The organism is Erwinia sp. HDF1-3R (genome assembly GCF_039621855.1).
Lineage (GTDB): Bacteria > Pseudomonadota > Gammaproteobacteria > Enterobacterales > Enterobacteriaceae > Erwinia.
The window spans coordinates 4,170,919-4,189,999 of sequence record NZ_CP155071.1 but is presented as its reverse complement, the minus strand read 5'-3'; the positions used below and the strand labels follow the sequence as shown (position 1 = coordinate 4,189,999).

Sequence of the window (19,081 nt, the reverse complement as noted above, 5' to 3'; positions counted from 1 at the left end):
GGCCAGCCGAATGCATGTCTATTATTCCGCCATAATGCTGGCGGCCAGCTGGGCGCTGCTGGGGGTATTGCCAATCAGTTCGGTCAGCAGATTATTCACTCCGTCGCTCATGGCGGTGAAGTGGGTATGCGGCGAGCGCGTGATAACAATAAACACCCCGACGCTGTACTGCGGCACCATGGCCATATAGGTAATAAAGCCGCCGCCGCCGCCGGTTTTCTGGATAATGCCCGGCCTGCCGTCTTCAGGAGCCATATAGACCCAGCCCATGCCGAGCGCAGTGGCTTTACCCGGTACGTCCATACCCTCGACTTTCGTCAGCTGGCTGCGCTGATAAATCATGGTCTGGATGCGATCCGCCTGTGCGGTGCGCGGGCTGAGATCGGAAGAGAGGAACTGCTGCATCCAGCGGCCCATATCGTCCGGGGTAGAGTAAATACCGCCGCTGCCGATGGCCGCCAGGGTATTGATACAGGGGCTGGCGCCTTTTTCTGCCACCATCAGCCTGCGGCACTGTTCCGGGGAGGGCGTAAAGGTCGTGTCTTTCATCCCCAGTGGACGGGTGATTTCGCGCTGAAGCAGGGTCGGGTAGGGAACGCCCGCTGCCCGGGAGAGAGCATCGCCCAGCAGATCAAACCCCAGGTTGGAGTAGGACGCCTGCGTGCCGGGAGCCGCTTTTAGCTGTGCGCTGTTGAGCCAGTGCCAGCGCTGGCTGTAGGTGGGCCAGACGAAAACCGGACGATTGGCCTTACCGCCTGGCTGTTCGCGCGGCAGACCGCTGGTATGGGTGGCAAGGTTGATCAGACGGATAGTTTGTCCGGCACCAAAGGGCACACGGCTGCCGGCGGGCGCGTATTTACTGAGCGGATCGTTAAGCCGCACCACTCCCTGTTCGGAAAGCTTCACCAGCAGTTCACTGGTCATCAGCTTGGTCAGCGAAGCGATGCGAATAACCGAATCTTTTTGCGGGCGAACGCTGCTGCCGGGCCGAATGGCCCCCTTGCTGGCAAACACCCGCTGATTGGCATCAATCGCCACCATCGCCATGCCGGTGGCTTTGGTATTATAGAAAATGTTATCAGCGTAGCGGTCTACAATGCGGGAGGCCAGCAGCGGATCGGGCGCGGGGCCTGCCGCCAGGCTGTAAAGAGGGAGTGCGGTAGCGGCAAGTGCCAGCAGTCGGTGAATCAGATATTTCAACGTGCGTACATCCGTCAGAATCAGCCTGTGAGGGGTCATAGTCTAATCTGTTTTGCATCGGCATAAAAAGATATATGGCCTCTTTTTTAGCAAAATGAGTACCGATGTTAATGAATGTTAAACGCGGGGGAAGTGCTAATGCTTCCGCCCGCTATGACGATTAAAACACCTGCGGTTTACGCCCTGGCGGTGTAATGCGTATCGGTCAGTTTGAAGATACTAATAGCCTGGGAGAGCTGTACGGCCTGTTCCTGTAGTGAATGCGCCGCCGAAGCTGACTCCTGCACCAGCGAGGCGTTCTGCTGGGTCACCTGATCCATTTGGGTGATGGCCATATTAATCTCATCAATGCCGGTGCTCTGTTCATTGCTGGCGATCGAAATTTCACCCATAATTTCCGTCACGCTTTTCACGCTGGCCAGCACTTCCTGCATGGTTGAGCCCGCTTTGGCAACCTGCTTGCCGCCTTCATCCACTTTTGAAACCGAGTCCTCAATCAGCTGGGCGATCTCTTTTGCCGCCGACGCCGACCGCTGGGCCAGGCTGCGCACCTCTGCCGCCACCACGGCAAAACCGCGACCCTGTTCGCCCGCGCGGGCCGCTTCCACCGCCGCATTGAGCGCCAGGATATTGGTCTGGAAAGCAATGCCATCAATGACGCTGATGATATCGACGATTTTCCGCGATGAGCCATTAATCATATCCATGGTGGTGACCACCTGATTAACCGCTGCTCCGCTTTGCACCGCTACGCGTGAGGCCTGAGCCGCCAGCTCATTCGCCTGGCGGGCGTTGTCCGCGTTCTGCTTAACGGTTGAAGTCATCTGCTCCATCGCCGAGGCCGTCTCTTCCAGCGAGCTGGCCTGCTGCTCGGTGCGGGAGGAGAGATCCATATTACCGTTGGAGATCTCGCTGGAGGCGGTAGCAATCAGGTCCGTGCCGTTGCGCACTTCCGTCACGATGCGCAGCAGATTATCATTCATGTTTTTCAGCGCCATCATCAGCTGACCGGTTTCATCGCGTGAGGCGGCCTTGAAGACCGTACGCAGATCGCCAGCTGCAACATTTTCCGCCACCTTCACCGCATCACGCAGCGGCAGCACAATAGAACGGGTCAGGACATAACCGAGGATAATCGCCGCAATGACCGCGATGCAGGAGAAAATCAGGGTAATGGTAATGGCCATTGAGCCTTCGGAGAGGGCAATGGCGCCTTCACCCTGTAGCTGCTGCGACTGCGACTGGGCAAACTTTTGTGCCAGATCCAGATAGGCATTCTGTGCCGAGGTGATTTTTAACAACACATACTCTGCCGCTGCATCCTGATTGCCACTCTTTACCAGTGTGATCAGCGCGGCTTTAGATTGTTCAAACGCGGCGGCGGCTTCCTGTACCGCCTGGATTTTTTTCTTCCCGCCCGGCGTGACCTGAATCTTAACCAGGCCGTTGATCGCCTCATTGGTTTTCCGGGTGGCATTATCAAGCTGGGTAAAGCGTTTTACGTTGAACTGTGGCCGGGTGGTATCAATCACCATACCGCGCAGATATTTAATCTGTTCGTTGACCCCATCGCGCACGTCAAACGCCAGTCGGACTTTGATATAGCGATCGTTAACAATACTTTCGATCGCTTTATTAATATTGCCAATTTTTACCGTAGCAGTAACGCTCACAATTATTAAAAGCATCACAATAAGACTAAAGGCTCCGCCGAGGCGAGCTCCGACTTTCATATTACTGAATAGTGCCATGACGTTGTTCCCTATCGAAACTAAAAGGTTATCAATACCAAAAGGTTGGGTTCGGCAGGGCGCGATCATCAGCAAGTGATGCAGGGATTATCATTCTTCTCACGCCCAGGCCTTCTACATCGGCATAACATCAGAAAACTTCACCATAATCTCGTCCGGGCGGAGGTCGTCAGATCCGGGGGCTGGGTTCAATCTGCAGGCTGACCAGGCCGATGCCCAGCTTGCGGGCTGCAAAACCGTCCACCGCGCCTTCCGTTGTCTCTTCGGGCGTCGGCGGCAGGATCTCAAGGGTGCGGGCCTGGGAGGGGTTACTGAAATGCAGCTGTACGCGGGTGTCGCGGGTGCCCAGCGTCACCTGCTGCGATACCCCGCCGACCCGGAGGGTAAAGGGCTGGTGGGCATTGGCACCAAAAGCCCGCGCGGTCAGCGTCAGCGTGAATTCAGCAGGCAATGGAGTCAGATACTCAATGCTGACTGCGGGCATGAGGTTAGCATCGGACCAGCGTCCACCCCAGGGTTCGATATAGGAGAGCCCCGTGACCTTCAGCACCTGCTTTGGCAGCCCCGGCAGAGCAAACAGGATGCGGTCTGAGGTATATTTCAGCGCATCATCAGCGATGCGCAGGCGGGTCACTGCCTGCTGATAGCGCGGGTCACTGCTGTTGCCCACGCCGCGGAAAGCGACCTTGCCCAGCGTTGAGCCGGAGGCGATTTGGGCTATCTCAGGGGGCGAACTTAAAGTGCCGTCCGCCACGCACAGACGGGTATTCAGCTCCAGCTTCTCGTCCCAGACGTCTCCCATTTTGTAGCAGCGGTCTACCCAGACAAATTTCTCATCCGGGGCGAATGCGGCAAGCTGCTGTTTAAGCGGCGTGGCCAGGTAAACGTCAAATTTTGGCTCAATTTTATCGGCTTTTACCGAGAGCAGCAGCGGCAGCTTGAAGTGTACGCCGGAGAAGCTAAAGGTATTTTTATCGGTATCAATTCTGTAATCCGAGATAGCCCGCGGAAAATTCCACAGCTTAATGACGTCCGGTTTCCACTGATTAATTTTCTCCTTCACGTTCAGATAAACGGCTGAGAGGGACGTTGACGAGAGGCTGCTGCGCCCCAGGCCTATATAGTTATCACCGCCCATCGCATCCAGCACGGTGGCACCATTATCCAGCGTGCTGCGCTTCACGTTAATGGTTTTGCTGGTGGCCTCGCTGCCGCGCAGCATAAAGAACAGATCGCTACGGGGATGCTGGTTGAGGTATTTAAAGGCGGTATTGTTCATTGCCAGGTGATCCGAGCTGACCACAATAATCGTATTTTTGAAATAAGGGGTCGCCTGGATGCGGGCGATTAACCGGGCAATATGTTCCTGGCTACAGGCCACGGCGGCGAAGGACTTGTTGGCTTTTCCCTCCCACGGGTAGCTCTTACGCTGGCAGCTACGGGAAATAAAGCCGTCAGGATGGTGCGTATCTACCGTCAGGGCAAACAGCGAAAAGGGCTGGTTTTGCTTCGCCAGCGCCAGGTACTTGTCGAACACCACATCCATCAGCGTGTCGTCATACCAGCCCCAGTCGTTGCGGTAGCGGGTATCGCTGACCACGCTTTTCAGTTCGTCAAAGCCATAAAGATGATCGAAGCCGTGGGAGGAGAGGAACAGATCCTTACCGGCAAAGCTCAGGCTGGCACCCTGGTAGAAATAGTTCTGGTAGCCGGAGGCTTTGAGAATATCGCCCAGACAGATGTTTTGCGGATAAAAGGTTGAGAGCGCGCTGGAGGCGTTGCCGTCAAAGGGGGCAAACAGCGGAATGCCACACTGCGAGGCCACCATACCGGCAATGGTGTATTCGGTGCCGGGAAGCTGCGCGGTGTTACTGAAATCAACGGCGCTGTTTTTTATGCGGCCCAGCTCCGGGGCCAGCCCGGGAAACGCCTTTTCATCAAAGTAGGTGCGCTCCAGGCTCTCGGCATAGATGTAGACCAGATTGGGTTTGCTGCCGCTGATGTGCGTATGCGGAACTTTGTACCAGGCGTAAAAATCGGCGCTGCTTTTGCCCGCTTGTGACTTGATCAGGCTGGAAACCTGCTGATACGCCGGGGTGGTTTGAATTGAAGCCAGCGCCAGGATAACGGCCAGCAGGCTGTACAGCAGGCTGTGTCGATGCCCCTTTCGCAGGCGTAGCACCCAGCATAAAACGAGAAACAGGCCTACCAGGCCCGCAATCAGCCCGACGGCGGGCAGAACGTATTTGCTGATGCCCGCCCCGCTCAGGCTGCTGGTAATGGTGTAGATCACCGCATCATTAATGCCTTCACCCGTAAAGTAGTTACTTGCCACCAGTGAGGCATTAAGAATGATATAGATGCCCAGCAACAAGGCGATCACCGACAGCCAGATTCTGTTTCTGCCGCCTTTCCACGCATAGAGCGCGACAGAAGCAATAAAGAGTATCAGTGAAACCATTTCTGAACCCATGGGCGATTGGTATCCTTAACTGGCGCGATCGACGCCTGATGCTGTGGAGAGTGGGCGGAGTAACAGGTCGTGGCGTAATTTAGCGCAGCGAAATATCCCTGGCAATACGCCCTCTGTAGGGGCAAAAGCGGCGGATCCCCGGCTGATGATTTACTGTTTAGTCTTCGTTTAACTTAGCGGGTTTATCGGGCGGGCGGGCTTAACATTAAGCCATAAGAAAATAAGAGGGTTACGCATAAAATACCATTAAAATCAGTGAGCTAATTACCTTACCCAAATGGGGTAGCCTGGGTAAGTTAAGGAAATATCATGAAATATTCCACCGGTATAAAAGCAAAGAAGATGCCAAAAATCAGATTTACTTCACATCCTGAGAATGCGATGACAAAACCTTGCGTTTTTGACACGAAATGTTCAGATTTATGTGTAAATGATTCATATGACATATTTGCTTAACATTTTAAGCTAATTAAATCGCCTGACAGGTCGTTTATGTCCATTAGCTGTAACACTTCTCACGCTACTATCTTCGGCGGATTGGTTTGGTAATATTTCACAGGGCTACATAATGTTAATAAAAATGCGCGTTTTAACCCGAGCCATTGCGCTGGGGCTGGCAGTTGGTAGTGCATCTTTTGCGGCACACGCAGAAATAACCCTTATTAAGCAGGATCCGCAGGCGGGTGACCCACTCAGCCGCCTGAACTTTACCGTTGGCGGCAGTATCCGTCCACAGTTCAACAACCTGACCGGTGATGACGGTAAAAACGCTTACAAGCGTAACGGCTTCGACGGCGGCACACGTTTTCGTTTCCTCGCCGATTACTATCTGTTTGATGACATCAGCTGGGTAGGCTATTACGAACTGGGTGTGAATATTCCGGCGGTATTTGACTGGGATAACCACCATGCCGACGGCGCACACGATACCAGCCGTCGTATGCTTTATACCGGCTTCCAGAGCAAAACCTGGGGTAAACTGACTTTCGGCCAGCAGAACAGCGTCTATTACGACGTAGTCGGTTCTAAAACCGACGTCTGGGATTACGATATGCTCGCTCAGGCACCTGGCAACGGCATTAACGGCGACTACGATGGTTCGTACCGCTCACGTAAGATGCTGAAATATAAAAACACCTATGGCGCAGCGGATGTCTATGCCTCTTATCTGTTCGCCGATAACGAGTATCTGCCGGGCAACGGCCTGCGCTATAAGCGTCAGGGCGGCGGCTCGCTGGGCGTGGATTATCACCTGACGAAAGATGTGACCTGGGGCGCGGCGTGGAACTATACCGATGCCGAAATGCGTAATCCGGCGAACAACGGGTCAAAATCCTATAATCAGAATATTTACGGCACCTCCATCAGCTGGAAGCCGGATAGCTGGACCTTCTCGTTTGGCGGCGGTTACTACCAGAACTTCCTGACCACCCATAAAAAGGATGTGAACAACTACTTCGCCGGTGACGCGTGGGGTATTGAATACATGGCGGGTTATACCATTCCGGTGGGCCAGTACGGTCTGAAGACCTTTATGCCTTACGTGATGGGCGACCGCCTGGAATACGTTAACGATCGCGACTATCTGCGCATCGACAACGGCGTTGGCGTCACCTTCCAGCTGGATTACGGCTTCCGTGTTGACTACGAACACGTATTCACCTCCAGCACCGACAACCTGGGTGATATGAACCTGGTACGTCTGCGCTACGACTTCTAAGCGCTTTTTACGTCCTCCGGCCCGCGCCGGAGGACATTTATGCCAGCCATCACAACCAAAACCTCAGGCTACCTCGCTGCTGGTGGGATCATAGCTCGCCGGTGACGTACTGCGCGTTGCCGTTGCCGAAGCTCCAGTCCCCTTTGGCATTGGTGATAAAGCTAATCATCACGTCGCTTCCGGCAATACCGCAGCTCTCCTGCAATTCGCGACACAGCTCCTTCATAAAAAACTGCTTCTGTTCGTCGCTGCGTGGGCTGGTAAAGACTCTGACCATCACCAGGTTGTCGGTGCGCGTCAGGCCAAGGCCCGTATCCTCAAAAACCATCTGGTAAGCTTTGTTCTCGTGAACAATCTGGTAGCGATCGCGCGCCGGGACCTGAAAGGCGGTTAATACGGCGCGGTGGGCCGCATCCAGCAGCGTTCTCATCTCAGATTCGGAGCGACCCTGAATCACATCAAATTGAAGTAAAGGCATAAATTCCCCTTAAAAAAACGCGACTGTTGAAATGATTATTTTCTCTGATGAACAATAGCAATAAAAGCGCTAATTTAGAACGTTATTCAGGAACAAAACTGTTCTTTGAAAGGTGCGTAGTCATAAGCCAGCCTCCGGCATGACAGCAGGAGTGGCACTCCGGGCTTTAGCGTGGGTATCGCACAGTGAGTACCTTGTTTAAAGCACTCTACATCCTGCTACTGAAAATACGTTCATGTGAATACCGGTAAACACAGGGACATTTATACCGAAATGTGGCATCCACAAAACATAGATAATCGTTTGTATTTATTACTAACGTCACAGCAATTTTACCCTTAAGATCTTACGGGGAAAATGAAAAACGCCAGGCCAATTTTTTTTAACGAAAATCATATGATAATTTTTTTCTGAAGAGATACGATGTCATTAAATATTTCGTGGAGCAATTTCCAGGGGGGGGGGCACCAGCAGTTTGTGACACAAAGTTAATCTTATCAGGGAGGGGATTGATGTAGACACTTCACCTATTGAAATAGTTTTAAATTTTAAAATATAAATTTTGAAGGTGACCGAAGGCTCTTGCTGGAAAATCAAGCTGTAAATGGTTACGGTGAAATGATAATGCTGTAAATAAGCTATGACATATTTTCCTGGCTGGCCATATAAAATATGCAGGGATGCTGCATTTTGAAAGATATGGTCTATTTATAATAAAACCTCATTAAGATAGCAGGTAATATCAACAATATATTTTTATGGCGATCATCCGAATGAGGGTGATATATCATATTTAACACTAAAAATCTAATGCTTAAGAAAGGTAATAATGAATATTTCAGATGCTCTGGAAAAAAATGCTGTTATACAAACAGGGAGTTTGGAAAACTCCGGGGAAAAGAGAGGGAGGGAAACCAGTAAAGAAGTGTTGAATCCGACGCAGGTAAAAAATACTGTTTGTAACCTGTCAAAAACACCAAAAAATCCCGAAAAACAGGCTAATGACGTTACAGCTGCCTTAAACGCTGAGCTTACTACCACCCTGGAAAGAATGAGGAAAAACGGTGGTTCAGAGTTTAATCGTCAGAATGATCGGGAAATGACGAAAGTGCAAAAAGAGATATATGGATCAAGAAGAGAATATAATCAATTAGAGATTGTAAGGAAAATCGCTGAGGCCAAAGAAGAGGCAAGAGTAGCTGCTGCGCTGGAGGCTGAAGCGAAACAAAAGGCGACTGAAATCGAGGCTGCGGCTGCGGCTGCGGCGAGCAGAGCACGAGTTCCCCTGAAACTGGACGCAAAAGGCATTCCACCGCCACCTCCACCTCCTGTGGATAAGTTGCCGCAGAAATTAGCCACCTCAATCAACGCAGCAACTACAAAGATTGCCCGTGTGTCTGGTGAAAGTAACCCAACTGGGCCAGCAGATAATTTCGTTCAGAAGCAACTGATTGATGAACTCAACAACAAACTGCTGCTAAGGCGAGCCGACGAAGCTAACATTACGGATAAAAACACGACTGACCCGCTACTGATGACCACAACCGATCTGCCACTTTCTGAATGGAAAAAAGAACTTGCTGAACATAAAGCGTCATATGCCCGTGGCGAGGTTTCACGTAAAGCTGCAGAAGCTAAAGAAGAGGCAAGAGTGGCCAGGAATCTTGAGGAGGAAGAGCGAAAACGCAATATTGAAGCACAACAAAAGGCCGCTGAGGCTGCTAAGGTTGCTAAGGATGCTGAGGTGAGAAACGCACTAATTCAATGGGACGGCAGAGGCATTCCATTTCCGCCACCTCTACCGGCTTATGAGTAAAACATACATTACCAGCAGTTTTACCCCCTGGGTTCGGGTGGCCTTTGCAAAACCCAAAAGCGATCGCATTCGCAAAACAAAACGCTATTTTCATTTTCCTGTTTTATGAAAAATAAATATCCATTATGATCGCACCATCATCTCTTCATACCCGGAGAAATTATGTCTGCCGTCCCCAGTCTGGAGATCCTGCAGGAGCAGGAAAAACGTGTACGTCTGAATCATTTTGGTTTTGGTAGTGCCTGGACACTGGGACAGGCCATCCGCAACCGGGCCGCCAGTGAAAATCTACCGGTTGCCATTGAGGTGTATGCCTTTGGCCAGGTGCTGTTCAGCGCTGCATTATCCGGGTCGAGCATAGAAAACATGGAATGGGTCGCCCGCAAGCGCAATACCACCCTGCGCAATGGCCGCGCCTCACTCTATACCGGTCTGCTTAATGAGGCCGCTGGTAAGCGGATGGATGAGATGACGTTTATCGATCAGCAGCGCTACACCGATCACGGCGGCAGCGTGCCTTTACTCCTGGTTGGCGGCGGCGTTATCGGGGCTGTTACCGTCAGCGGACTGCCCGCGCATGAGGATCACGCACTGGCGCTGTGGGGTATTGAGCAAATTTTGTAACCTGTTTAAGGGCGACAGACCTGGCTGATGCGCTACCTTTTAATGATGCAAAACCGACATTTAAGGAGCCATTTGTGAAGTCTGACACCCGTTATGGTCTGATTGCCGTTGATAAGCAGGGCAGCAATGTCCTGTTTCTCAACCCTGAAACCTTTGCCGTCGAGCGTGAGCTTAACGCCTTCCCGCCCCGTCCACACGAGCTGTTGATCCTGCCGAAACAGCATAAGGCCTATGTCCCGATCTTCGGTGACGGTATTCACGGCGATAATCCCCATCCGGGCCATAAGATCGCGGTAATCGATCTGCTTCAACGCGAGCTGACGGGTTTTATCGACGTCAGTCCACAGGAATCACCGCACACGGCGCGCCTGGGACAGGATGGCTACGTCTATCAGTGCTGTGAAAACAGCGCCGCGATTCTGGTCATCGATCCTGAGAGCGATACCATCATCAACAGGATCGCGGTGCCGTCGCACAATGCTCATCGCTTAACGATCCTCCCTTCCGGCCAGAAGCTGTTTACCGATAATGAAGAGGATGGGACCATCACCGTGGTTAAGCTGGCAGAGGGACAGGGGAAGGTGATTGAAAATATCGCCATGCCCGGCTCCGTCAACGGTATTGCCGCTTCGCCGGTGTTGCCTTATATCGTGGCAACGGATGGCGATCGCCCCCAGCTGCACGTACTGGACGCACAAACCCACAGTCTGTTGCAGACGCTGACCCTTACCGGCCATCAGAAGGCCAGCCAGCTGGTGCGCTTTAGCGAGGATGGTTCGCTGCTGGTGGTAATTGGCGATCAGGAGCCGGTAATCAGCCTGTTTGATGGCAAACTTAATCCGCTGGGGCAGGTCGCTGTGGGACATAAGCCGATGGATGGCTGCTTCAGCCCGGATAACCGCACGCTGCTGATTGCTAACGAGGATGACGGTACGCTGAGCGTGATTGATATCGCCAGCCTGAAGGTGATCGCCACTCCGTCAGTAGGGAAGGGGTGTGAAGTGCTCAGCTATTTTCGTTTACCTGACTGAGAGAGAGAATGAGCGACATCACGGAGCACGACATCACCGATATTCTGGCTCCCGGCTTGAGGGTAGTCTTCTGCGGTATCAATCCCGGCAAGTCGTCGGCGCATAAAGGCTTCCATTTTGCCCACGGCGGAAATCGCTTCTGGAAAACGATTTGGCAGGCCGGGTTTACTCCGGTGCAGCTTAAGCCGGAGGAGGAGTATAAGCTGCTGGACAGCCGCTGTGGCATTACCATGCTGGTTGAACGGCCCACCCGGGAAGCCACGGAGCTATCCCGCCTGGAGCTGCGTGATGGGGGCCGGGCGCTGCAGGAGAAAATCGCTCACTTCCAGCCCGACGCGCTGGCCGTGCTGGGCAAGCAGGCCTGGCAACAGGCGTCTGGCGTCAGTAAAGTCGCGTGGGGCCGACAGCCGCACCGTATGGGCGTGACGGAGGTCTGGGTGCTGCCCAATCCCAGCGGCTTGAATCGCGCCTCACAGGATGAGCTGTCGGCCGCCTACCGCGAGCTTGAGCGTTCACTGGCTGAACGGGGCCTGTGAGCAAATGCAGCCATAAAAAAGCCCCTGCCGGGAGGCAGAGGCTTTTTTAGCGGGCTTAACGACAATTAATCGTCGGGGAAGCTGCGCAGCACTTTTGCCCTCACGCGCCGTGAATACGTTGGTTCACGACCCAAATCCGGCATAAATGTTTTTTAGGCGGGGGTGATACTTTTTTGGAAATTGTATGCGAAACCCCTGTTGTCCGACCAGGTTAACACGACTTACCCTATATCCATCGCCACCTGGGGAAACCGATATCAATGGACATGATGCTTAAAACAGCGGCTCAGCCTTCTGGCTATGAAAAATGCATAAAAAATTAAAAGCCAAGCTTTTCACAAAGTTCAATTATTTTTAGCTGAATATCAGGGGATTCACATTTCTTATAAATGTTGTTCTCAGCTTTATTTTTTAGAAACAAACGGCATAACATGTCAAAAAGCTTATTCAAATAAAAAAAACCAATTTTTGTATTGTCTTCGCTATCAGAGAGGTTTTTATTATAAATTATTGTTAAATCGCGTGGTGAGTTTTTTATTATTGAAAATAAATCATTTTTATCGAAGATATAACCCACCCCCCTGACATTTGATATTAAATCAAATACACCAATTTTTTTTAGCTTCTTCCTTAAGCTGAATATTAATTGGAACAAATTATCCTCAAGATTACACTTTTTATCCCATAAGGCGGAAGTGATTAATTCATGTGTCAAGCATGTGGATTTGTTGTCAATAAAAATCAACAATAATGCCAGTTCTTTATTTGTCAGGCTGGTGGATAATCCATATTTACAAATAAATGCTTTATTTTCTAAGTTTATCTCAAGCATAACATCTCCCTGTTATTTTGTATCATATGACATGGTAAAGAGGCAAAAATATTTTCACGCGTCAACGTTAAATATTGAGGAGAAAATACCTTTCCCGGTTAAGTTTGGCTTAGGTTGTAAGTCATATATCAACAGATAACATTTTTATCGAGTTATAAATTTATTGCCATACCTGAAATGTTATATTTTATTAAATATTATTTCTAAAGTCTTTATTTTACATTAAATTTGACCCCATGCAGGTTTTTAGAAGAAAGTGACAACATGTAAATCTTTAGTTTTTCTTATGTAAATAAAATTACTAAACAACAGCATATTCGTACTTCCTGCACTAACATGGGATAATGTTAGCAGGGGGGAGGCTACGCCCCCGCTAAATTTAAGAAGAGTAACGCTGAACGCCATGTTAACTCCCCTGAAAATAATCTATAAAAATAACATTTAATCTATAGTCAGTAGAATTTTTATCGGAGTAGGCGTTATTGATAATTAATCTATCAGGAGTGTTTATTTTGCTGCATGTTGGCTGGAATATTTCCAGATTGGGTGCCAGTATGACTTAAGCAACTCATCAACAGCTTGTTTCCCCTCGATCATAAAATCAATTTCTGAAAGATAGCCGGGATACATATTATCGGAACCTATGAGATAAAGTTCATCATCTATAATCGTTATTTTTGCATGGTTCCCTGGCGCTGGAGTAACTTTAGGATAGAAAAAACCTGAAGCATGGATAAGGGCCATAGCGGAACTACCAATATTCCCTTTTGATGGTGGTTGCACAGTTAGGGGGGGGCGTTTAAGTGTAGCCGTATACGAATTTTCAGGTGCATCGGGCCATTTGTAATTAACACCTTCTAATTGGTGGTTTTTATCAACTTTATCTGTGAAATATAATGGTGCTATCTTTATTCGGGTAAGCGCGCTTGCTATTTTTGCATCAGGATCCGGAATCAGTTTATCTGTTTCAACATCATGAGTCATATAATAACGAAACAAATCCATAGTTCTTTGCGAACCCGATCCAAAAGAGTATTGGTCTCCTGAAGATCCAGCTGATGCATCAAGTGGTGATACTATAACCTGCACTTCTAACTCAGGATTAGCTAACAGAGCTTCAATTAACCAAATACAAACGTGGTGCTCTTTCCAATTATTTTTCCATGCACTGATTAGATCCTGTTGAGACATTCTAATGATTTTTTTAGCTCCTTTAATTAGGGTTTCTTTCATAACTTCTGCTCCAATTTTAAAATCATCATCATTATTAGGACCAGTCCAGTATTTACCTAAACAAAGCACCCTGTCAGCTAATCTATACTCATTAATATTTGTATAAGTAGTGTAAGGCTGAGGAAGTTCAAATAAGGGCGCTTTAAAGTCATCTACATTTGCATCTTTGCGATAGCTAACATCACCTGTCAGATTATCATGCACAGTAAAGTTTTGATGTAATTTGATAAGGTAATCCCATCGTTGTTGCAATGTATGATAACCTTTAGTGCCTTGTGCTAATGGATCGGCTATCTGTGATGAGGTTACATCTCTCCAGGATAATTTATTTGTATCAAGGAAGTTTTTAGAGAGTAAATCCCTCCCACAGCTCCAAAGTTCATTAAGGTATAGTTGAGAACCTAATGCGGCTTGACCATGAATGACAGCTGAAATGTCATGTACAGGAGGATAGCTAGTAAGCAAATCCATTTTCAAATTGTGACCGCCTGCCAGTGTTTCAGATCCATCAATAGCAATTACTTTTACATGGTTCCAGGTCATTTTGGTATTGTCTTCAGAATCTAATATTTCGTCTGAAATTAATTTACTCGTTAATGCGCTGATAACTCCAGCACCAATACGGGAGAAAATACCAATATAAATTTCTGGATCAATTTCCCAGTCTTGAGAACGATCCCGAACTAAACGAAGCAATGACGCCTGGAAATCAATCAGGTCATCGGCTGGAAATAGAAGGTTGTAAGGTGTGTTTCCGAATAAAAAGCGGAATTGTACTGGGTGTGTTCTTCCCATTTTTTGTGACAAACAGACATCCATTGAACGTAAAATTACTTTACCCCATTCAGGATCAGGGCTGTGCAACGAAGTGACATCACAGCGATAAACTGCTTTTTGAATGATTTCCTCCATTGAACGTTCAAAATCATCTTTTCTTTTAATCGATTGATCCATTATTTGTTGATTAAATGGAAGTCCAAAAATATGAGGGGTATCTATCAATCTGATATAGTTAGGAAGCGTTGTCTCGCTATTAAACAGACCAAGCGCATTCAATTTTACCTTCACGTCTTCAATAAAGCTCATGCTAAGTCCCTTTACTTAATATCTATTTTATAGAAAATACCAATTAACCCAACTACAACCAGAACGCTCCTGGGTTACAGGGTAATATTGCTCATATGGAGGATCACCAACCACATCTTCCATATACAATTTATTCCAGGATAAAATTCCACTACCAGATGCAATACGTCTAACATAAGGTCTGAAATATATTCTACTCGTTCGATAGATACCTCCTCCCATTACATCAAATAAGTCATGATATTTTACTATCGCCTTTCGTAACTCTTTAGCTGTATTAGTTACAGCGCAGGGTTCTGAGAAAATGGTGCCCCAGTGAGATAAATAAGTTCTGGCCATCAAATAAATTAAATCACCAACATTAGCAACTTTTGATGAATTTTTCGAAGGGTCATATTCACTATCTGTTGTGATGTTTCCTGATACCGTACTATGCCTTCCTCGGCACACATATAAATCATAATGGACAGGCTGAGGTGAAGTACTTCGACCCAAAGGATCGGGTGTTAATACCTTGTCCCCTAAATTCTTCCATTCATTACTAAATGGCCATAATGAATTTGAAGCTTTACAGGATTTTTTTTCCATCATTTTTTCATTTGGATAGGGTACAACTGGCGTGAAGAGATAATCAGATGACAGTTCAATTGATTCATCCCAGGCGTATATCGCTGCATAATGTTTAACATTTGGAGACAATGTCGTAAATGTGCTCCACCAATTACCAGGGCCAGGGACAGGTTCTATTGCAAAAATGTTCACCTGAATATCCTTATTGCCATAACTGTAAATAAACCATGCAGCCATAAGTGCAGCAACTGCACCTCGACTGTGACCGATCATATTGACCACCTTAGCGCCACTGGCTACAGCCTTATTTGCACCATGTAATGCAAGTGCTGAAATGTCTTTTCCTTCCGCTTGTTCAGCTTCAGAGAATTGGTTTCCAGATGCATATTTTTTTACATAATTACTTAGTGAATCCGGGATTTTTAATGGACCACTCACCAATAAATCCTCACTTTTATCACAAGGGATAGCCCAGTCATTTTCTCCTGAACCTCTAACGCTGACCGCATTATCACTTTCGGTTAATACCCCGTTGATCTCTCTAAATACGCGAACGGGAATATAACCAGATCTTTCTGAGTAAATTCTCTTGTCACTCTTTAAGCGGGACACTTCTCCTTCATCTCTCGTACAGGCTGTTCCAGAAAATGAGAGCGTAAAAACATTATTGATCGTTTTTTTATCATTCATATTACGAATTCTCCATATAATGTTAAATTAACACACTAGTTCCAACTCATTATTCAAATAAAAGATTAGAAGATCACTAAAATTAATAATTAAAACTTTACTGGCTTGAGTTGCCATGGCTGTAAGCGTTACATAAAGGCTATCTCGTAAGTATCCATGTAAACGGCCATTTACTTTTAGAGGTCTTACGACAACCTACTATTGTCTCCTGAGGAGATATCTATGCATTAAACCCGCGTAGCAAAACACCAGATCATTGCCACTCTCAACGCGGTCGAAGTCGGAGGGGCAGTGAAGGATGTCTGCTATGAAGCCGCTATTTCCATAGTCAGTTATTGCACTTTGAAAGGCTAAATAGGGTGGAAGAGAAAAATCTGATTGAAAAAAATCAAAGATCTGGAGATTTACCGTCTGAAAAAGTTTTTTTTCAAATCTGAGTCTTGATTGTCTCGCTCTGAAAGAATTCATCGGAAAAAATCTTTAAAACCAGCGGTAAAGGGTGAACTTGTCAGGTATCTGGCTGCGCAATTTTTCGAGAGCTTGCGTCAGGCATGCAGGGCATTATTGTTGAGCACGGCCCGGTACTTTAACCAGCCGGATGATGACTGAAACACGCAAGTTTCAGCGATGCATGGAAATCAAATGGGTATGCTTACATACCTACGACTAAACTGAATAGCTGTATATTTCGGATCAATACAGCCCGTTTTACATCCGTAAAATTAGTAGCATCATAGATTTAACTCATGAACACGATGGGCTGCTGTAGTACCATGAAAGCGGCCTGAAATTACTGAGCATTACATCGATACCGCGGCTTTCACCGATCGTTTTTGATATTCAAACCGATCCCTACAAAGACGGCAATCTGTTAGCGCATGACGCATAGAACGAGCGTCCAACGGTGTAATCAAAGACATAAAAAAAGCCCCTGCCGGGAGGCAGAGGCTTTTTAGCGGGCTTAACGACAAATTAATCGTCGAGGAAGCTGCGCAGCACTTCGGAGCGGCTTGGATGGCGCAGCTTGCGTAGCGCTTTGGCTTCGATCTGACGAATACGTTCGCGCGTAACGTCAAACTGTTTACCTACCTCTTCCAGCGTGTGGTCGGTATTCATATCAATACCAAAACGCATACGCAGCACCTTCGCCTCGCGCGCTGTCAGGCCCGCCAGCACGTCGTGCGTGGCAGAACGCAGGCTCTCGGACGTCGCGGAGTCCAGCGGCAGCTCAAGCGTGGTATCCTCGATAAAGTCACCCAGATGTGAATCTTCATCATCACCAATTGGCGTCTCCATGGAGATTGGCTCTTTGGCAATTTTCAGCACCTTACGGATTTTATCTTCCGGCATCAGCATCCGCTCGGCCAGCTCTTCCGGCGTCGGCTCACGACCCATCTCCTGCAACATCTGGCGAGAAATACGGTTGAGCTTGTTAATCGTCTCAATCATATGCACCGGAATACGGATGGTACGCGCCTGGTCAGCGATGGAGCGGGTGATAGCCTGACGGATCCACCAGGTCGCATAGGTCGAGAATTTATAACCACGGCGATATTCAAACTTATCCACGGCTTTCATCAGACCGATATTCCCCTCCTGGATCAGATCCAGGAACTGCAGGCCACGGTTGGTGTACTTCTTGGCGATAGAGATAACCAGACGCAGGTTAGCCTCAACCATCTCTTTCTTCGCACGACGCGCTTTCGCTTCGCCGATAGACATGCGACGGTTGATGTCCTTCACCTGCTCAATGGTCAGGCCGGTCTCTTCTTCAATCTGCGACAGCTTTTGCAGGCCGCGATGCACGTCTTCAGAGACGTCTTTCAGCTTCTCTGACCAGGGTTTGTTCATCGCCAGGGCCGCTTTGAACCAGGTTTCGCTGGTTTCATTGCCGGTAAACAGGGTGATGAAGTTTTTCTTCGGCATCTTACAGATTTCAACACAGAGCTTCATGATCAGACGTTCCTGCGTACGAACGCGGTCCATCATGGTGCGCATGCTGTTCACCAGGAAATCGAACTGCTTCGGCACCAGGCGGAACTGTTTGAAAACGTCTGACAGATTCTGAATTTCAGCTACGGCATCGGCGTGGCTGCGGCCTTTAGCCTTGATTACCGTACGGGCTTTTTCGTACTGAACGCGCAGATCGTTAAACTTCTCGCGCGCCAGTTCCGGGTCGATGCTGTTGTCATCGTCGGCGCTGTCGTCATCGGACTCTTCATCTTCGTCTTCATCATCGTCACGCTCTGCTTCAGAGAGTTCCGAGCCAACGTGCGTGGCGGTGGGCGCGATATCTGCTTCAGCGTTGGGATCAACAAAGCCGGTAATCATATCCGACAGGCGCGCTTCGCCCGCCTCGACGCGGTCATACTGTTCCAGCAGGTAGGTAATGGCTTCCGGGTATTCAGCAACGGAACACTGGACCTGGTTGATACCGTCTTCGATGCGCTTCGCGATGTCGATTTCGCCTTCGCGCGTCAGCAATTCAACGGTACCCATTTCGCGCATATACATGCGCACCGGGTCTGTCGTCCGGCCGATTTCTGACTCAACGCTGGACAGGACCTGTGCGGCCGCCTCGGCAGCATCTTCATCGGTATCGGAGCTGTTTTCGTTCAGCATCAGATCGTCGGCATCAGGTGCTTCTTCAACAACCTGTATGCCCATGTCGTTGATCATCTGAATGATGTCTTCGATCTGATCGGAGTCGACGATATCTTCCGGCAGATGGTCATTGACCTCGGCATAGGTCAGATAGCCCTGCTCCTTACCACGGGTGACAAGTAGCTTAAGCTGTGACTGCGGGTTTTGCTCCATAAGACGGTATCCACACTTCTGTTAAATTAGATTGGTGTCGGTCGGCTAAGCAGCCAACAATAACAGTGAGGGCGTTGGTTTATTGCCGCTGCCCATCTCGGCGGCTGCCAGGGTCGACCTGGCGGATAATCGGCACTTAAGCCGCTGGATATTCGGTTCGACGCGCTATCACCTGCCATTTTTGGTTCGCGCAGCGGGAAAAAACCGGTCGTACCGGGGTACGC

Annotated in this window: 13 protein-coding genes; 5 read left to right on the top strand and 8 right to left on the bottom strand. The window is 48.8% G+C overall.

The genetic code is table 11. From position 1 onward, the window contains the following. Nucleotides 1-21: 21 nt before the first annotated feature. The 3 genes from ampH to opgB all read right to left on the bottom strand — a co-directional run bounded on the left by ampH (nt 22) and on the right by opgB (nt 5,424). Nucleotides 22-1,239 (bottom strand): D-alanyl-D-alanine-carboxypeptidase/endopeptidase AmpH, encoded by a 1,218-nt coding sequence (gene ampH, locus AAGR22_RS19005; protein ID WP_345829035.1) that lies wholly within the window; start codon nt 1,237-1,239, stop codon nt 22-24. A gap of 137 nt (nt 1,240-1,376) precedes the next feature. Next, on the bottom strand, nt 1,377-2,951 hold the full coding sequence (locus tag AAGR22_RS19000; RefSeq protein WP_345829033.1) for a methyl-accepting chemotaxis protein: 1,575 nt from the start codon (nt 2,949-2,951) through the stop codon (nt 1,377-1,379). A gap of 169 nt (nt 2,952-3,120) precedes the next feature. Beyond that, entirely contained in the window at nt 3,121-5,424 is a 2,304-nt protein-coding gene (gene opgB / locus AAGR22_RS18995) for a phosphatidylglycerol--membrane-oligosaccharide glycerophosphotransferase (RefSeq protein ID WP_345829031.1), read from the bottom strand. A 580-nt stretch (nt 5,425-6,004) separates the two neighbouring features. On the opposite strand from opgB, the gene AAGR22_RS18990 reads away from it, so the two are divergent. After that, nucleotides 6,005-7,144: an autotransporter domain-containing protein gene (locus AAGR22_RS18990; RefSeq protein ID WP_231877622.1), complete on the top strand. Its 1,140-nt coding sequence runs from the start codon at nt 6,005-6,007 to the stop codon at nt 7,142-7,144. A gap of 88 nt (nt 7,145-7,232) precedes the next feature. Here the strand turns inward: AAGR22_RS18990 and AAGR22_RS18985 are convergent, their stop codons facing one another. Then, nucleotides 7,233-7,622, bottom strand: coding sequence for a tautomerase family protein (locus tag AAGR22_RS18985; protein ID WP_067706143.1), 390 nt, complete (start codon nt 7,620-7,622; stop codon nt 7,233-7,235). Nucleotides 7,623-8,451: 829 nt separating this feature from the next. Here AAGR22_RS18985 and AAGR22_RS18980 point away from each other — a divergent pair. The 4 genes from AAGR22_RS18980 (at nt 8,452) to mug (ending at nt 11,629) form a co-directional block, all read left to right on the top strand. Further along, nucleotides 8,452-9,438: a hypothetical protein gene (locus AAGR22_RS18980; RefSeq protein ID WP_345829030.1), complete on the top strand. Its 987-nt coding sequence runs from the start codon at nt 8,452-8,454 to the stop codon at nt 9,436-9,438. Nucleotides 9,439-9,600: 162 nt separating this feature from the next. Further along, nucleotides 9,601-10,062 carry a heme-degrading domain-containing protein gene (locus AAGR22_RS18975; protein WP_067706148.1) on the top strand — a complete coding sequence of 154 codons (462 nt, stop codon included), beginning with the start codon at nt 9,601-9,603 and terminating at the stop codon, nt 10,060-10,062. A 74-nt stretch (nt 10,063-10,136) separates the two neighbouring features. Continuing rightward, nucleotides 10,137-11,093, top strand: coding sequence for a WD40 repeat domain-containing protein (locus AAGR22_RS18970; protein ID WP_345829028.1), 957 nt, complete (start codon nt 10,137-10,139; stop codon nt 11,091-11,093). Between the two features lie 8 nt (nt 11,094-11,101). Beyond that, a complete protein-coding gene (gene mug / locus AAGR22_RS18965) occupies nt 11,102-11,629 on the top strand; it encodes a G/U mismatch-specific DNA glycosylase (protein WP_067706152.1) in 528 nt (175 codons plus the stop codon). 319 nt (nt 11,630-11,948) lie between these two features. Here mug and AAGR22_RS18960 read toward each other — a convergent pair whose 3' ends face one another. The 4 genes from AAGR22_RS18960 to rpoD all read right to left on the bottom strand — a co-directional run bounded on the left by AAGR22_RS18960 (nt 11,949) and on the right by rpoD (nt 18,857). Beyond that, complete coding sequence (locus AAGR22_RS18960) at nt 11,949-12,461, bottom strand: helix-turn-helix domain-containing protein (RefSeq protein ID WP_345829026.1); 513 nt, start codon at nt 12,459-12,461, stop codon at nt 11,949-11,951. 507 nt (nt 12,462-12,968) lie between these two features. Beyond that, nucleotides 12,969-14,780 (bottom strand): phospholipase, encoded by a 1,812-nt coding sequence (locus AAGR22_RS18955; RefSeq protein ID WP_345829024.1) that lies wholly within the window; start codon nt 14,778-14,780, stop codon nt 12,969-12,971. Between the two features lie 27 nt (nt 14,781-14,807). Continuing rightward, nucleotides 14,808-16,040 carry a hypothetical protein gene (locus AAGR22_RS18950; protein WP_345829023.1) on the bottom strand — a complete coding sequence of 411 codons (1,233 nt, stop codon included), beginning with the start codon at nt 16,038-16,040 and terminating at the stop codon, nt 14,808-14,810. Nucleotides 16,041-17,012: 972 nt separating this feature from the next. Further along, nucleotides 17,013-18,857: an RNA polymerase sigma factor RpoD gene (rpoD, locus tag AAGR22_RS18945; RefSeq protein WP_067706158.1), complete on the bottom strand. Its 1,845-nt coding sequence runs from the start codon at nt 18,855-18,857 to the stop codon at nt 17,013-17,015. Nucleotides 18,858-19,081 lie beyond the last annotated feature (224 nt).